We start from the raw sequence: 16,786 nt of genomic DNA, 5'->3' as shown, positions 1-16,786 counted from the left end.
GGAGACCAGGTTTCCTGCCATCTGTATTCGGCTGATATCCATCGATCACTTCTTACGGTGGGCTGGAACTTAAGTCTTCGCCGCGAGCAAGACGCGCGGACCGTACTGCCGGGAACCCAAGCCCTATAGTCCCGCTAAAGCCGGCTGTGCGGTCCGCCTGCATCTGCAATCTGCCTTTTAGAAATTAGATCGGCGGGATGAGTATCCAGAACGGGCGGGCGGACTCGGCCGCCGACGCATCACGCTAGCCCTGACGTCCCGAGTAAAGCTGAAGAATCGAACTCGGTCCCTGATTGGCGATCTGAAGTGCCTGGACGGACAGCTGTTGCTGGGTTTGTTGGGCCGTCAGCCTCGCGGATACTTCTTCCATGTCTGCATCGACCAAGCGTCCGATACCGGATTTCATGCTGGCCTGAAGATGGCTTACGAAATCCGACTGCATGCCCAGGCGCTTGTCGAGGGAGCCAAGGACGCTGCCGCTGGTCGTCGATCGATGGAGCATATATTCGACGCCAACCAGGTATTCGTCGACAGTGAAGCTTGAGGTCGTCACATCGACTTCGGCGAGATCGAATTCCAAAGCCCAGGTCGGATTGGACGTGACATTCCCGACCATGACGCGGGCGGCGCGATTGCCTGCTTCCGGAAACATCGTCCGATCCGCGGAAAACGTCAGTTGGTTGCCGGACGTGGTCACTGAAAGGCCCATCCCGGTCGTGACGTATTCTATGACGGTCGCGAGGTCCGCGGCACTTCCAACTGTGCCGTCGGTCGTGCCGAGTGCCGCATCGACGGTCGCACGGTCGATCGTGAAGGATTGAGGCGCGCCGGGGCCGACCTGAGCGTCGAAGAAAATCTGCGACGTCGGCGATACGGTGAACGGCTTGGTGAAATCGAACCACGCTTCCGGATACATATTGTCGTGGTTCTGTCTCGGCGGGTTTTCCAGGCCCATGGCGAAGCCGGCGGGATACGAGCTTCCGAGATTGGATACGACATTGGAGATATTGATGCTGGAACCTGGATGACCGGAAGTCTCAAGGGAACCGATCTCAAAGACATCCGGTGCTGTCGTCGAGCCTGTGAACATTGTCTCATTGGCGGTCGCTTTGACAGCGTTGTCGGCGAATACTTTCTGGAGCACTTTCCGCATCTCTGCACCGTCATGGATCGTGCCGTCGCTCGTGCCTAGCGCGGAGTCGATGACTGCCTTGTCGATCCTCAGCCCGGAATAGGTGATACCTCCCGAAAGCGTACCTGCATCCACGACCAGATCGAACGTGATGTAGTCCGTGGTGCCGAAAGTCGCCGGGCCGGTGAAACTGTGGCTTTCGTGGCCTTCGTGCGCCACGGAATTGATGCCCGTGCTTCGGAAGCCGCCGATGTCGCCGACACCGCCGAGCTCCTTCTGCAGGATGCCGCCGCCTCCGGCGTTCAGCATGCTGGTGTTCTTGAGGTTCACCTTCGTCGTCGTGACGGCCACCGCTCCATTCTCCGAACGAACGAAGGAAGAGGCCACATCGGTTGCAAGTTCGGTGGTTTCCATCAGGTGCGTCGAAGCGTTGGTACTCAGCCAGTTCTGGCCGCTGAAGCTCGCCGATGTCACGGCTGCCTGCGCCTGCGCGCTAAGCTGGTTGAGTTCGTCCTGAATTTTCGATTTTTCGACGCCTTTTTCCTTGGCCGCAACGAGTTTGGCTTTGAATTCACCAAGGATGTCGATGATGGACGACGTCGCGGCATAAGCCGTGTCGACCGTCGCTGCCCCCAATTCGATGGCGTCGGATACAGCCGAAAATGCCCTGTTGTCCGACCTCATCGTTGTCGAGATCGCCCAATAAGCCGCGTTGTCTGATGCCTTTTGAATCCGAAGGCCGGAGCTGACTTGATGCTGTGTTTTCTCAAGTCCCGCGTTGACGCTTCGAAGCGTCTGAAGTGCGGCGATGGCGGATGTGTTCGTCAGAATGCTGGTCACGTTAAAGCCCCGTGGGAATAGGCTAGCCCCCGGACTTCAGCCGGTCCGGCGCAGGCTGCTAGCGATGTCGGAACACTTCAACGGTTAACCACTGGGGGTGCTCGTCATCATGGCGAGACCGTTACGCATAGACCTTGAGGGTCGAAACTCATTACTGTGGGTTGCGATTTCAATCGTCCCGCGAATTATCGTTAACGCATTTGCACCCGAGAAGGTTAACGGCAAGCTAACGGGAGATAGTGGTTTCTTAAATGGGGAACTGCGGGATGACGCTTGCGACAAAATCGAATTCTGGTTCGAATTCAACAAGGAGATGGCGCATTTTCTGTTCGACCTCATGCGCGTTGTAAGAATCGTCGAGCGAAACCGAGCTTTTCTGCAAGAACCGGGAGTATAGGCGTCCGTTGTCGGCCGCTCCGGCCGGAAACCCGATCCGTTTCAGGCCTTTCGCAGATGCTTCCGCTGCGAGAGTAGCGATAATTCCTTTTCGAAGCCGGTGGTCCGAAAGCGGGCCCAGCTCGATATTGAGATGCAGCTCGCCGTCAGCACCGTTCTTGCCGGACCTTGTCGACAGATAGGTGATGAGCGGGTATCCAAGCCACCAGTTCTCACAGCCTGTCCAAATGCTTTGCATGTTGTCCAGTTTGTCCTTCCAGACAGCCGGTAGGAAGGTTACCTGGTTCTTTTCCATTCGACAGTAGACGAATTGACCGACAACAGTTGCAAGCACCTGCTTTCGCTCGGGCGTTTTGCCGAACAATCTTTGAGCCGCGACGTTAAAGCCAAGCGCAGGGCTCGGTTTCGCAAGCAGATCAAGAACCTTCTTATGATCCCGATAAAATTGATGTGCCAGATCATTGATGCTGGGAATTTCTTTGCTCAAAGATGTTCGTCCTGATCAAGTTGTATCTGAACAAAATGCATATTTCTCAGATTGAATACTTTTCAACGGATTACCCGGATCGCGGGAAATTACAACTTTTCGAATAGTTTGTTCACAGGCAAATTCGCGCCAGACACCCGGCTCGAGATTGCCAAGATCGATGCTCCGCTTCTCAAACTGCCTTTCGTTCCGGACCGGGCGATTACTTCGCTGTCGGGACGCTTGGCTGCCACGAGAAGTGATCGCCGTCGGCTGCGATGTGACCGACGCCCGGGAAGGGGAAGTGCGGCGTGAAGACGAGTTCCTTGTCCTTCGCTAGTTTCTTCAAGGTGTCGATGCGGTTCTTCTCGCCGCCTTTTTCGTCATTGTCGAACCCAACGAGCCATTCCGGTTTTACAAGCGAGATGATCGAGCTGTGCACCGTGTCACCAATGTCCAGCAGCTTCTCCTTGCCGGATACGATTTCATAACCGACATGGCCCGGTGTGTGGCCTTTCAAGCCGACCGAAGTTATCTGCGGCACGACCTCCACGCCCGGATTGAACGTCTTCACATTTCCTTCGATCACCTTGACGACGTCCTCAAGTTGGGCGTTCTTCCTGGCAAACTCCCATTCCGCCGACGACATGCGGATCGTTGCCTTGGGGAAGGCCAGCTTGCCGTCCTTAACGAGGCCGCCCATGTGATCGGGATGCGAATGGGTGATCAAAATCTCGGTAATTTCTTCCGGTTTGGTGCCTGCCTGAGCGAGGGACTGCTGCAGCGCTCCACCGACCCCGGTATCGATCAGGATCACGCGCGCTGGCTCTTTCACCAACAACGCATCCACGCTCAGCGTCACGGTATCGGTCGGCGCACCTGACGCCTTTAGTACTTCACCAATTTCCTCCGTGGAGTGTCCTATACCGAAGATCTTGCCGTCATTGGGCAGCACGAACTGGGCGTCGTGCAATGAAACCAGATCGAGGGAGCCAATCTTGAAGGCTTTCGAGTCCGGCTGCTGCGGAGGCATCTGCGCGGAGGCGGATCCCGTGATCGCCAACGCCAGAGACGAAGCCACGAACAATGTTTTGGAATTCAGCATGACGAGATCCTCTCACTTCGGGAGCTATGAAGTCACCTAGGCTCCATCATCAAGCCAGGCTCCTCGCAGTCTCGCCAAGATATCACCGTGGCGAACCCGACGGATATAGTTCAAGGAGCTAGGGTCGGAGTAGGGTATCCATCAAATTTCCAACTGTCACCAGACGGACAGGCCCAGACGTCATCCCGGCAGAGTTTCGATCCGCATCCCGGCCCGGATCCTGCATTCGTAACCTGTACCGCGCTCGATGACACTCACGGCAATTGGCGGTTCTTGGCCTCGCTCGGCGCATATCCGAAATGGGCCTTGAACGCACGGCTGAACGCCGCATCCGATGCATATCCGCTGCGATAGGCCGCTTCGGTTACTTTCAATCCGCCGCTGCGGAGCAAGTCGGCGGCTATCGTGAGACGCCATCGCGACAGGTAACGCAGAGGCGGCTCGCCCACTGCGGCGGCAAATCGCTCTGCAAAAATGGAGCGGGACATTCTTGCGATCTCGGCAAGCGACTGCACGGTCCAGCGCCGGAAGGGATCAGCGTGCATGGCGTTGAGGACCCGTCCAATTCGCTCCTCGCCCAATCCTCCAAGCCATCCCATGTGGTTGGCCTCGATTGCTGCCCAACTGCGCAAGGTACGAATGACCAGGAGGTCGATCAGGCGGGAAATCATCAGGGACGAGCCTGGATCAGGTTGCCGTGCCTCCGCGACCAGGAAACGCGATATGGCTGCGAGCCATGGCGGTGTTCCGGCGTCGCCGCGAGGGATGTGAATCAAGGCCGGAAGCGCGGACATGACCGCGGGAAGCTGGCTTCCCTCGAAGCTGAAAAAGCCTCCGACCAGTTGGCTGACCGGCCCGTCACCGCCATGTCGCAATACCAACTCGTCTCGATCGAAATGTTCGGCCGCGACCAAGCCGATATTCTCCGCCGGTGAACCCAGGGCGTCGGTGATCACGTGGCCTTTTCCCAGTGGCAACAAGACAAGATCGCCCTGATTGACCCGCGTTGGCCTCTCGCCGGCCGGTGTCACCAAGACCTGACCCGTCTCAATGAAATAAAAGTGTGCGGGTCCGGGCTGAAACTGCAGCCCCCACGGTTCTCCGAGAAAAGCGCTGTAAACCAACTCACCGCGTAGACGGATCAGCTTCAACACCTCTGACAGCACGTCATTGCGTGCCGCCGACATCCCAAAGTCCTGCGTCATTCCGGACGATCCATCATGTATTTCGGAAGCAGTGGCATATCCCGACCTCCGGCTTTCCTCTAGTTTTTGCCTGCCGACTGCCGCTGAAATTACCAGCAAAAATGCGAAGGAACAATGAAATGACCGCCGGAAACTCTGTACCAAACTCTTCTTCAAACGCCTCCGCCATGGCTGCAGAAAAGCCGCCCGTCATTCTCGTTCACGGCGCTTTCGCCAGCGGCTTTGTTTGGGGGCATGTCGCAGCCAAGCTGCAGGCCGCCGGTCATGAGGTTCTGACAATCGATTTGCCTGGCCGACCGGCAAACCCGATGACCCCTGACGCGGTCAGTCTCGATCTATATCGCGATACGGTGCTCATTGCGCTCGCCAACGCCAATCGTCCCGTGATTCTGGTCGGCCACAGTTTCGCCGGCATCGTCATCGCTGCTGCCGCCGAGCGGGCGTCAGAGAAGATCAAGACACTGGTCTTTGTCGCCGCTTACCTCCCGCATGACGGGGACTCGCTCCTGTCGCTGGCCCAGCAGGATCACGACGCCAAGATCGGGCCGCATCTGAGGATCGACCAGGAAAAGGGGATTGCCGTGGTCGAATACTCGGCGCGTGCCGAACTGTTTGCCAATGACGGTCCGGCGCCTCTGAAGGAGAAGCTGCCGGGCCTCATCCTCGACGAGCCCGTGGTTCCGTTGGTGACCCCCGTGCGCCTCACGAACAGCCGGTTCGGGAAGGTCGACAAGGTTTACGTCCATACCAGCGCTGATCAGGTTATCAGTCCCGCCTTCCAGGCCAGGATGGTTGGCAGCATGCCGGTGCGCCGCACGGTGACGCTGCAAGCGGGCCACCTGCCGTTCCTGACTGACGCTGATGGGCTCGCCGCGGCGATCGAGAGCGCGATTGAGTAAACAGCATCGAGAACATCGCTGCGATCGCGCGGGGCGGATGACGTTCGCCTCCGCACTTCCTACTGACCCTTTGGTGCTCGTGTTCTATATCTCGTTTCGGGCTGAAAAGTTCGTTCAATCGGTAATTTTGCCTAACCTCTCCGGAATTTAATCAACGGCTTGCAACTGCCGAGCCACATCAAAGATGTCGGCTGCGGTTAAGAAAAGGAAGGAACGAACCTTGATCGTGATCGGCCCCGAAGAAGTGGCAAACAGATTAGGACGCCAGAGCTGCATTTCTCTCATGCGAGAGGCCATGATCAGACTGTCGACGGGACAATCCCGGCAGCCTCTTCGCAACGTCATCGATCTCGGCAACGGTGACCTATTCGGCGTTATGCCAGGTGTCCTGGATGGCGCGGGGTTCGGTGCGAAACTCGTCAGCGTCTTCCCATCCGCGGCAGCACATGGTCGATCGCATCAAGGAGCAATCCTGCTCTTCGATCGAAGCACTGGGGCGCCGACCTGTTTAGTCGATGCAGGTGCTGTCACCGCGATTAGAACCGCCTGCGCTTCCGCCGCGGCAACGGACATATTGGCTCGCGCAGACGCCAAACGGCTTGCGATCCTCGGCACGGGAGAGCAAGCGTGGCAGCACGCTCTCGCAATCCCGCATGTTCGTGAACTTGAGCACATTGCGGTATGGGGACGATCGCGGGAAAAGGCGCAATATCTTTGTGAACGTATTCGCCAGGAACTTGCCATTTCTACAGAAGTCGCAACAAGCCCGAGGGCTGCGGTTGAAACGGCGGATATAATCTGCACGACAACATCGGCCCGCGATCCGATCCTCTTTTCTGCAGATGTTCGTGATGGGGCGCATGTCAATGTTGTTGGATCCAGCTACGCTGGACCGGCCGAGATCGACGAAATGCTTGTCAAGCGAGCGCGGTTTTTTCCTGACCATCGAGAAGGCGTCATCGCGCAAGGCGCTGAATTCCTGAGGGCGAAGGCGGCTGGACTTGTTTCCGAAATCGATGTTCTTGCGGAGATAGGAGCAGTGTTCGCCGGCGCGTCCGAGGGCAGGGTAAGCAAGGCCGATGTGACAATCTACAAATCACTCGGGTCCATAGTCCAGGACCTCGCATGTGCTGCTTTTCTTCATCACACATACACGAAGGGCGTCGACCCAAAGAGCACCATCAGCGAAGCTTGAGACGCGTTATCAATGTCCTCGAGCGGCGGATCGCAGTAAGGGCTGCTCCCGCCGCAACGACGCAGAGACCGATGGTCAGAATCTGGTTCTGCCAGCCCCATAATGGCTCGAGAAGGGATGCCAATCCCGCCACCGTGATCGTTGCCATCCGATGCTGTTTTGCCATCGGGCCGGAGAAGTCGCTGGGATTGCCGGTGGCGCGGCCGAGTTCCCGGACATAGGCCGTCAGCACGGAGAAAGCGCCGGCGGCCCAGCCCAATCCCGGCATCCCGATGCCATAGCCAACGCCGGCGAATATCATCAGGTCGGCGATGCGATCCGGGAATTCGTTCCAGAATGGACCGTCAGCCTCTCCCTTTCCACCTTCGACCGCCACCATGCCGTCGAACAGGTTGCAAAGGAGGCGCGCCTGGCAGAACAGAACAGCAAGGAGCAGGTAGCCCGCACGCGGCAAGCCTGTTGTCTGTCCCGCCAGATAGAAAGTGCTGCCGGCAATCGCCGCAGCGAGCATACTGGCTTGCGAGATCTGGTTCGGCGTGATTGCGCGTGCGGCCATCCATCGGGCGATGGCGCCCGCCCATCGGGTATTGCGGCTTGCTAGCGGCCTCCTGTCTGCTGTCTCCATCATGTGTCGAATCCTCGTCTTGCGGAGATCGAATAATTGTAGATCGCGGCATAAGTCGTCGATACAAGCAACGGCAGCGCGATGGTCCGAAGTATTTCCGGCGTACCGCTCGCCGCATGGATCACCACAAGAATGCTGGCAGAGCCAAGGCAGGCAATCAGCGGCGGTGCCCAAAATCGTGCCGGACCGCTGAAGCGGACGGAAATCCAGTCGATCACCGATTTCAGAAAAAGCGTCAGGGCGGCGGAAATCGTCCCCTGCACGAGACCGGCATAGAGCGGCGCCGGCATGGCGTGGGTGCGATTGGCGAAGACGGCCCAGCTGCCCATCGCCAGAAAGGCAAACAGGACGTGCACGACTCCGCTGCGCAGAAGACGTTGCAGCAAAACAGGCATCAGAGGGACCACCAGTAGCGGGTAAGATGGAAGAAGATGGGCGCAGAGAAGACGACGGAATCAAGCCTGTCGATCAATCCGCCGTGGCCTTCGATGAGATTGCCCCAATCCTTGACGCCGCGGTCCCGTTTGATCGCCGACATCACCAGGCCGCCGAAGAAGCCCATCAGCGTGATGACCAGGGCGAGAAGACCTGCTTGAAGCGGCGCAAATGGTGTAATCCACCAGAGGCCCGTTCCAATCAGCGTCGCACTGATGACACCACCCACAAAGCCCTCGACCGTTTTCGACGGCGACAATCTTGGCGCAATCTTTGTGCGTCCGAACAGTTTGCCCCAGACATATTGCAGGACATCACTGAGCTGGACGACGATCACCAGGAAGGCGATCAACAGCACATTGCGGCCCTCATATCCCTGTATCTTCAGGGTCAGCAGAGCTGGCACATGGGACGCGCAGAAGACGCAGATCATCAAGGCCCACTGGACTTCCGCGATGCGGACGAGAAAGCGCTCCGTATCGCCTCGCAGTACCGAGATGATCGGCATCAGCAGGAAGGCGTAGACCGGGATGAAGATTGAAAATATGCCGTATTGCTCGGCCCAGAGCAGAAAATACTGGATCGGAACGACAACGAAAAAGGCTGCCGCAAGCGCCCAGTGATCCGCCCTTTTTGTATTGATGAGGGTTACGAATTCGCGAAGTGCTGCGAACGAACAAAAGCCAAACAGGATCAACACGCCGATACGGCCCGCCATGAAAGCGATGCCGATCAGGATGACCATGACCCACCACGCCTTGATCCGCGCGTTTAGGTTTTCGACAGCCGCATTCGAGCCGTTCGGCGAGAAGCGTTGCTGCAATATGTAACCGATGACTGACGCAACAATGAGCACGCCGAAGATCCCGGCTACAAGCGTCATAAGATCGGAGTTCGCGCCACTCATTCCCCACCGCCTACAGTGTTCGGACACAGGGCCAGCAGAGCGGCCTGCATCCGTTCAAGAAAAACATCCTTCTCTTCTCCCGGTGCGATCCTCAAAGCGCTGCCGAAAGTAACCGTGCAGATCAGCGGTATCGGAACGATCTCGCCTTTCGGCATGACGCGGTTGAGATTGCTGATCCAGACTGGCACGAGATCGACATGAGGGCGCGCCATCGCCAGATGGAAGATGCCGCTTTTGAACGGGAGGAGCCGTGCGTCGGACTGGTTTCGCGTACCTTCCGGGAAGAGAATGAGGGACGAACCGGCATCGATGGCCGAGGCCATCTGCGTGACCGGATCTTCCGTTCGCTTGTCCCGATCCCTCGCAATCAGCACCGCGTTGAAGACATCGCTGCCGATGAAGCGATTGAGCCAGGACTTCAGCCAGTATTCAGCCCCTGCGACCGGACGGGCTCGATGCCGCAGCCTTGGCGGCAGTACCGTCCAGACCAGAACGAAATCGCCGTGGCTGGAGTGGTTGGCATAATAAACACAAGGGAGGGAGGGCAGCCCTCCCTCAGGCCACACGGCGCGGACCGCCGTGACGGCGCGTGCGAACAGTACGATGACCGTCGCCGCGGCCTTTGTAAGCAAAGCCTTCATTCACCACTCTGCTGATGTTAGCCGGGTCACCAACCGAAACTCTAGCATTGTCATCGGCAGAAGGAAGGAGCTTCGCGGGTTTTCAACCGAAAGGCGTAGCATACGTCGACGGAGGCCGATGGAGCCGAACGCCATCGAAGTCCCGGTCGCCTCGCGATCGACGGTCAGTCTTAGAGGTGGCCACCATTCGAGGGTTTAAGGCAGAGCATCACACCTGCGAAATCGCGCGTCGCCTGATACTGGCGGCGGCGACGTCCTGGCTATCACAACCCCGACGCACTCAAAAGCGATAATCAGTGATCCCTGATGACTGGCCCCCGGCCCTCGGCCTGCTCTAGCACTTGGGGAGTGGCTCGCAGATCAATCGTATTCGGCTTCTGGCCTGGCTGCCAGGAAAACCAGATCGCGATCGGGCGCCGGTAATGCCTGTTGAGAGCTTCGGCCGCTTCCTTTTCGAAACGAGTCCGTTCTTTTTGGCTGTCGGTAACATTCCGCTTTTCGTAGATCACAGTATTTCATCCCCCCGATCTAGATATAACTCTGGATCATGCACAGAAAAATCTTGTCGAAAACGGACCAAAGTCCGAGGTGAGGCGGATTGTGGTGAGAATGGGAAGGCCGCGTGGAGTTCAATGTGCCTAGAAGCGTGATCATAGACTTGCGTGGCAGAGGTTATAGGCGCAGGATTTTCGATGTCCCCGGTTAAATCCTTAATTTAAAGGGAATTGTTCTGGAGATGACGATCGGATCCGGCCACCTATCCTTCGTCGCCTGCCCGTCGACGCAACAACAATTAATCGAGCCGCTCATTTCATCGCTTGATCGTTCTTGTCACCGTAGGAAACAACGCAGTTCCGGCCTTTTTCCTTAGCGAGGTAGAGAGCCGCGTCAGCCCGGCGCTGCAGGTCCTCCGCCGATGCCCGGTCACCATCTCGCGACGCCGTTGCCACTCCGATGCTCACGGTGATGTAGGGCATGACGCGAGATGTCGGGTTGGGGAGAGAGGCAGCTTCCACGCGGCTTCGGATTGTCGCAGCAATCGATCTGGCGGTGCGGTCATCGGCCCCTGGAAGAAGAACCAGAAATTCTTCGCCCCCGTAGCGAGCGACCTGATCCTGTTCATACTCTCATGCTGCTCTGAATGATGCCGGCAACCTTGACCAGACAGCGATCACCCTCGGCGTGACCGAGGGTGTCGTTGAGCCTCTTGAAGTCGTCGACATCGCACATCAGCATCGCAATGGCATTTGCGCCCTGTTCGTCCTTCCAGCAACGCTGCAGGGCATCCATCATCGAACGTCTGTTCGCGACGCCTGTCAGCGGGTCGGTTCGTGCAAGCAGTTCGAGGCGGGCATTTGCATCCGTCAGGTCCGCTAGCCGATTTCGGTCCCGCAACTCGAGCAGGAAGGTCTTCTGGGCAAGGATAATCGCGGTACGGCGCGCCACCACCGTTGCCGCGACGCCTCCTGTGAAAAACAGCGTCCCTGCGATCGCGCTTCCCACACCGATATCAGGGTTTCGAAGCTGAAACGTGAGATAGATCCCAAGGGCATAAGCAGCAATGGCAATCGCCCAGCTTAACGGCATGGGAAATATGACGATGGCGGTAACGGCCACAAAGAGCATGATGGTGAGGTGCCGTTCATAAAATTCGCCGCCAGTGTTGACGCCTACCAAGGCCACAGAGAGCAGAATCAGAAAAACCCCGGAAAGAAGGAATACGCCATGTTGCCAAGGCGCCAGGGGCTTTCGAAAAGCGATCTCCGTCACGATGGCAGCGGGGGGAAGGATGGCTGCTGGAAGCAGCATTGGCTCGACGGTTTCGATTGGAAGCAGGATTGCGTTGAGGCCGAGCGCCAGGACATCGAGTACGACAACCCAGGCCATCCAGGCGCGGATGATTTTTGAAGCCTGCGGCCAGGAGCGTTCGCGAAAAAGATAAGCGAGTTCTCCATCGAGGCGAATATCACGCGTGCGCCCGCCCAACTGGCGCTCGACTTCCTCTATAATCTCGGCGCTCAGCCGCTGCGGAAGCTTGCGCGGGTGTGCTCCTACCGATTTGCCATCGGTTTTTGTTTGCTTGGCGTCCATCTGGTGGATCTAGGCAGGAGGCGTCTACGGACAAGACGACGTGACCCTGGGGTCGGGAAGGAGGGCGTTGGCTGCCTAAAGAAGTCCTCTCTCAGGATCCAGGGACTGAAAGAGCATGTATCAGATCGGGGCAGCGGAATCTCGCAGGTTCTCCGCTGCCAGAATGGGCGTGTTGCGCGAACGATAGTGATGCGAGTTCGTGGCGGCGCGCTTCGGGATTGTTCCGACGTGGACATTCGATAGAATTCATGGCACTGGTTCAATCATGAATTATAGCGCCGCCCACATCCTGCTCCTAGGCACCTTCGCTTGACGAGGGTGGGTTAGCGTGCGCGCTTTTATGATGCAACCCGCCGAAGAGGCGGGTTTTTTATTGCTCTCTTCGGCCAGATCAACCGATAGAGGCAATTGTGGCTTACGATCCAAAGCGTATTGAGCCCAAGTGGCAGAACTACTGGCACACAAATTCGACATTCCGGACCGGCGAAGATCGCTCCAAGCCGAAATACTACGTACTCGACATGTTTCCGTACCCCTCTGGCGAAGGCCTGCATGTCGGGCATCCCGAGGGCTATACCGCGACTGATATCGTCGCGCGCTACAAGCGGATGGCAGGTTTCAACGTGCTGCATCCGATGGGCTGGGATGCCTATGGGTTGCCGGCGGAGCGCTATGCAGTGCGCACGGGTGTACACCCCGCCGTTACCACCAGGACCAATATCGCCAACTTCAAAAGCCAGGTGCAGCGACTGGGCTTTTCCTACGACTGGCGCCGCGAACTCTCCACCACCGATCCCGATTTTGTCCGCTGGACACAGTGGATCTTCCTCAAGCTCTACGAACGTGGCCTTGCCTATCAGGCAGAGGTGCCGGTCAACTGGTGCCCGGCACAAGGGACGGTTTTGGCCAATGAAGAGGTCAAGGACGGCAAATATGTGGAGACGGGGGAGCCTGTCGAGCGCCGCCTCATGCGCCAATGGATGCTCAAGATCACCGACTATGCCGACCGTCTGCTGGAAGATCTGGACGGACTCGACTGGCCCGAGGGCATCAAAACCATGCAGCGCAACTGGATCGGTCGTTCGGAAGGAGCAGAGATTGCCTTCGCCATTGGAGGGCGCGGGGAGCGCATCAGCGTCTACACCACTCGGCCCGAGACGATCTGGGGAGCGACCTTCCTCGTGCTGTCGCCCCAGCATGCAGTGGTAGAGGCGATCACGACGCCAGCGCAGCGAGAGGCGGTGCAGGCCTATCTCGCCCGCGCTGCGACGCAGAGTGATGTCGAAAAATCGCAGGAGCGCGACAAGACCGGCGTATTCACCGGCGCATATGCCGTCAATCCTGCCACCGGCACACCAATGCCGGTATGGATCGCCGATTACGTGCTGACGGGCTTTGGTACCGGCGCAATCATGGCGGTGCCAGCCCACGACAGTCGCGACCACGCATTTGCACGTGCTTTCGGCCTGCCGATCGTTGAAGTTGTCGCAGCCTCGGCGGAAACCGATATCGAGGAAGAAGCTTGGGAGGGTGAGGGCCTGCTGATCAATTCGGGCCTCTGGACCGGTCTCGACACACCAACGGCAAAGCGGGCCGCTATTGCCTGGGTTGAAGAGCAGGGCGTGGGGCGAGGCCGCAAGCAATATCGCCTGCGCGACTGGCTGTTTTCGCGCCAACGCTATTGGGGCGAGCCTTTCCCGATCCTGCACCGGACGGATGGTGCCGTTGTACCATTGCCAGAGGATGCGCTTCCGTTGCTGGCACCGGAGCTCGGCGACTACAAGCCCACCGAAACAGGCGAACCTCCACTGGCGCGGGCCGAGGGCTGGATGCGCACGAGTGATCCCGCGACCGGTCTGGCGGCGCTGCGGGAAACCAATACGATGCCCCAATGGGCTGGCTCTTGCTGGTATTATCTGCGCTTTGCCGATCCGAAAAACGCCCTGGCTCCGATCGATCCGGCGGCGGAGAAATATTGGCTGCCCGTCGATCTCTATGTTGGCGGCGCTGAGCATGCCGTCCTGCATCTGCTTTATGCCCGCTTCTGGCACAAGGTGCTCTTCGATATCGGGGTCGTATCAACCAAAGAGCCGTTCCAGAAACTGTTTAATCAAGGCATGATCCTGGCCTTTTCCTACCGCGACGCCACCGGGAAGTATTACCGTCCCGAGGATGTCCGCGAGCGCGATGGCCAATGGTTCGCCGGCGAGATGCCGGTGAGCCAGCAGGTGGAGAAGATGTCCAAGTCCAAGGTCAATGTGGTCAATCCGGACGAGGTGATCGATCTCTACGGTGCCGATTCCATGCGGCTCTACGAGATGTTCATGGGGCCGCTCGACGTTGCCAAGCCGTGGCAGATGTCGGGCGTCGCCGGCGTCAGTCGCTTCCTGCACCGGGTCTGGCGCATGATCGCCAACGAAGCCGACAGCCTGAGCGACCAGATCAGCGATACCCCGCCCACAGGCGATATCGTTCGCCTGATGCACAAGAGCGTGCGCGCGGTCAGTGGGGATATCGACGCGATGCGGTTCAACACAGCGATTTCCAAGCTGATGGAGATGTCGAACACATTGATCGCGCTGGATCAAAGGCCGCGGGCGGCGGTGGAAACTTTCGTGTTGCTGCTGGCTCCTTTCGCGCCCCATATCTGCGAGGAATTATGGTGCATGCTGGGTCACAAGACCTCACTTGCCTACGCCCCGTGGCCGTCATTCGATGAAACTCTGGCTGAAGACGAGCGTCGCGAGTACGCTGTTCAAATTAACGGTAAGCTGCGTCACAAAGTGTTCGCCGCTCCCGGTCTGTCTGCCGACACGCTTCTGATTGTCGTCAAGAACGATCCGCGCGTAAGTGCGCTGCTCGAAGGCAAGCAAATTAGAAAAGAAATCGCGGTACCAGACCGCCTTGTCAATTTTGTCGTGGGAGATTGATTGCCGCGAACATCTTGGCTTTTGCGCGTTCGGAACCCGGCTCCTGGATAGCGTTATCGCGTTCTGCGGGGCTTCCAAGTCAGCCGGCCGCCATTTCGCTGAACAGCCAGTCGCGGAATGCTCTGACTTTCCGCTGACGCAGGGCGCCGTCCGGGTAGACGACATAGTAGTTCCATCTGGATTTCAGCGCTAGGTCAAAGGGCCGCACAAGTCGGCCAGCCGCCAGGTCGGCAGAGACGAGCGCGCTCCTGCCCAGGAGCACGCCTTCGCCATGCACCGCCGCTTCTACGGCATAGGCCGCAGAGTCGTACCTTACCCCGTTATCGGGGTTGATATCGTCCAGACCCGCGGCCCGGAGCCAGGTCGCCCAGTCAATGCGGAAGTTGTCGTGGATAAGCCTGTGATGCTTGAGGTCGTTGGGTGTTCGCAGCGCATGCTCCCCCTGTAGCAGCTCCGGACTGCAGACAGGCGAAACCTCTTCCTCAGCCAGGAATTCCGATAACACGCCCTCATATCCTCCGGCGCCGTAGCGGATCGCGATGTCAATTCCGTCTCTGATGAAATCCGAAAACGTGCCGGACGTCGACAGACGCACATCGATGTCACGGTTGGCACGATGGAAGCGATGGAGCCGCGGCACAAGCCACCGGCCGGCGAAGCCGTCCGACGTGCTGACATTGAGGACACCTGCTGATTTGGGCGCGCTTGCGACGATTGTCGCAGCACCTATTCGATCCAGCGCTGCGCCGATCTCCGCAGCATAGGCGGCACCTTCCGACGTCAGTTGGACGGAGCGGGTTCCCCGTTCAAAAAGCCGGGTGCCGAGTTGTTCCTCCAAGTTGCGGATGGCACGACTGACAGCTCCATGCGTCACATGGAGTTCTGCCGCTGCTTTGGTGAAGCTCAGATGACGGGCCGCAGCGTCGAAGGCCGGAAGCGTGGTGAGTGGCGGAAGTCGTCTCGGCATCGGTTCACCTGTGACTATTGCTCACAAATCCTGCACGAATATTCGTTTGTCGTCCAGCCAGGAGCAGCGCACTCTCGGCCATCGACGCCTTTCTCGATCTAGCGAATGGCAACGTCAGGTTCTAGAAATGGAGATTGCTGTGACTATTACTCTCGCTCAAAATGGAAGTTGCGGTCTCAATACCGCTGAGCCCGCCCCGCTATCCATGGCGGCGCTCGAACCGTTTCGTACAGCGACCATCCAACAGGTGGTTCGCTTGGTCGCTGGCATCAGGCACCGGTGGACGATGGGATATCTTGCACGCCTTTCCAACCACCGACTGCAGGACATCGGCTTTGAGCGTGATTGGGATGGGTCATTGATCCAGGCCGACAATGGCCGGACTGCCGGTCGCCTCGACTGAAGGAGAAGCCGTATGAAAATCTATCCCCATCTCTGGTTCGCGTCTCAGGCCGAGGAGGCCATGGAGTTCTACACGTCGGTCTTCAAGGGAGCGAGGATACTCGGGCGCATCGATCTGCCTGATCCTGAGTTGTCGGTTGTCCGCTTCGAACTGGAGGGCTTGCCGATAGCCGCTCTGAACGCTCACTCTCATGTGCCGTACAATGAGGCGTTTTCCTTCCTGGTCGAAACCGACGACCAGGCGGAAACCGACTATTACTGGAACGCGTTGACGTCTGGAGGCGGCAAGGAACAGCCTTGTGGCTGGCTGACGGATAAGTTCGGCGTCTACTGGCAGGTCTCGCCATCGATCCTGCTGCGGATGGTCTCCGACTCCGACAAGGAGAAGGCAGGACGGGTATTACAGGCAATGTACAAGATGAAGAAGATCGTCATCACCGATCTCGAGCGGGCCTATCGAGGCTAGGAAGGAGGGCGAGGCCGATTACTTCGACTGTCGGCTGCCCATCACGAGGCACGCTGACGCTTCGTCAGATTCCCGATTATGTTC

Annotated in this window: 13 protein-coding genes and 1 pseudogene; 4 read left to right on the top strand and 10 right to left on the bottom strand. The window is 58.2% G+C overall.

Going from position 1 to position 16,786, the window contains the following annotated elements:
• Positions 1 to 244: 244 nt before the first annotated feature.
• From LVY75_06915 to LVY75_06900, 4 genes are all read right to left on the bottom strand, one after another.
• Positions 245 to 1,972 (bottom strand): flagellin, encoded by a 1,728-nt coding sequence (locus LVY75_06915; GenBank protein ID XAZ19869.1) that lies wholly within the window; start codon positions 1,970 to 1,972, stop codon positions 245 to 247.
• Positions 1,973 to 2,219: 247 nt separating this feature from the next.
• Positions 2,220 to 2,855, bottom strand: a complete 636-nt coding sequence (locus LVY75_06910; protein ID XAZ19868.1) for a hypothetical protein — start codon at positions 2,853 to 2,855, stop codon at positions 2,220 to 2,222.
• A 202-nt stretch (positions 2,856 to 3,057) separates the two neighbouring features.
• Positions 3,058 to 3,939: an MBL fold metallo-hydrolase gene (locus tag LVY75_06905; GenBank protein XAZ19867.1), complete on the bottom strand. Its 882-nt coding sequence runs from the start codon at positions 3,937 to 3,939 to the stop codon at positions 3,058 to 3,060.
• Between the two features lie 254 nt (positions 3,940 to 4,193).
• The gene (locus LVY75_06900; protein XAZ19866.1) at positions 4,194 to 5,144 is read right to left on the bottom strand and encodes an AraC family transcriptional regulator; all 951 of its coding nucleotides are present in this window, start codon (positions 5,142 to 5,144) and stop codon (positions 4,194 to 4,196) included.
• A gap of 119 nt (positions 5,145 to 5,263) precedes the next feature.
• Between LVY75_06900 and LVY75_06895 the strand changes: the two genes are divergently transcribed.
• Positions 5,264 to 6,043 carry an alpha/beta fold hydrolase gene (locus LVY75_06895; GenBank protein XAZ19865.1) on the top strand — a complete coding sequence of 260 codons (780 nt, stop codon included), beginning with the start codon at positions 5,264 to 5,266 and terminating at the stop codon, positions 6,041 to 6,043.
• Between the two features lie 220 nt (positions 6,044 to 6,263).
• On the top strand, positions 6,264 to 7,238 hold the full coding sequence (locus LVY75_06890) for an ornithine cyclodeaminase family protein (GenBank protein ID XAZ19864.1): 975 nt from the start codon (positions 6,264 to 6,266) through the stop codon (positions 7,236 to 7,238).
• Here the strand turns inward: LVY75_06890 and LVY75_06885 are convergent.
• The 5 genes and pseudogenes from LVY75_06885 to LVY75_06865 all read right to left on the bottom strand — a co-directional run bounded on the left by LVY75_06885 (position 7,225) and on the right by LVY75_06865 (position 11,937).
• On the bottom strand, positions 7,225 to 7,866 hold the full coding sequence (locus tag LVY75_06885) for a CDP-alcohol phosphatidyltransferase family protein (GenBank protein ID XAZ19863.1): 642 nt from the start codon (positions 7,864 to 7,866) through the stop codon (positions 7,225 to 7,227). The two genes, LVY75_06890 and LVY75_06885, sit on opposite strands and share 14 nt — an antisense overlap.
• Complete coding sequence (locus LVY75_06880) at positions 7,863 to 8,258, bottom strand: hypothetical protein (protein XAZ19862.1); 396 nt, start codon at positions 8,256 to 8,258, stop codon at positions 7,863 to 7,865. Before LVY75_06880 ends, LVY75_06885 begins: the two co-directional genes overlap by 4 nt.
• Complete coding sequence (locus LVY75_06875) at positions 8,258 to 9,205, bottom strand: phosphatidate cytidylyltransferase (GenBank protein XAZ19861.1); 948 nt, start codon at positions 9,203 to 9,205, stop codon at positions 8,258 to 8,260. The genes LVY75_06880 and LVY75_06875 overlap by 1 nt, the downstream gene beginning before the upstream one ends.
• Entirely contained in the window at positions 9,202 to 9,846 is a 645-nt protein-coding gene (locus LVY75_06870; protein XAZ19860.1) for a 1-acyl-sn-glycerol-3-phosphate acyltransferase, read from the bottom strand. Before LVY75_06870 ends, LVY75_06875 begins: the two co-directional genes overlap by 4 nt.
• An 806-nt stretch (positions 9,847 to 10,652) precedes the next feature.
• Positions 10,653 to 11,937, bottom strand: a pseudogene (locus LVY75_06865) (GGDEF domain-containing protein).
• A gap of 410 nt (positions 11,938 to 12,347) precedes the next feature.
• Here LVY75_06865 and leuS point away from each other — a divergent pair.
• Positions 12,348 to 14,867, top strand: coding sequence for a leucine--tRNA ligase (gene leuS / locus LVY75_06860; GenBank protein ID XAZ19859.1), 2,520 nt, complete (start codon positions 12,348 to 12,350; stop codon positions 14,865 to 14,867).
• A gap of 79 nt (positions 14,868 to 14,946) precedes the next feature.
• Here the strand turns inward: leuS and gcvA are convergent, their stop codons facing one another.
• Positions 14,947 to 15,834 (bottom strand): transcriptional regulator GcvA, encoded by an 888-nt coding sequence (gcvA, locus tag LVY75_06855; GenBank protein XAZ19858.1) that lies wholly within the window; start codon positions 15,832 to 15,834, stop codon positions 14,947 to 14,949.
• Between the two features lie 415 nt (positions 15,835 to 16,249).
• On the opposite strand from gcvA, the gene LVY75_06850 reads away from it, so the two are divergent.
• Positions 16,250 to 16,702: a VOC family protein gene (locus LVY75_06850; GenBank protein XAZ19857.1), complete on the top strand. Its 453-nt coding sequence runs from the start codon at positions 16,250 to 16,252 to the stop codon at positions 16,700 to 16,702.
• Positions 16,703 to 16,786: the final 84 nt, after the last annotated feature.

The sequence above is a fragment of the Sinorhizobium sp. B11 genome (assembly GCA_039725955.1).
Classification (GTDB): Bacteria; Pseudomonadota; Alphaproteobacteria; order Rhizobiales; family Rhizobiaceae; genus Rhizobium.
The sequence above is the reverse complement of the archived record's forward strand: the minus strand, read 5'-3'. Positions and strand labels throughout refer to the sequence as shown.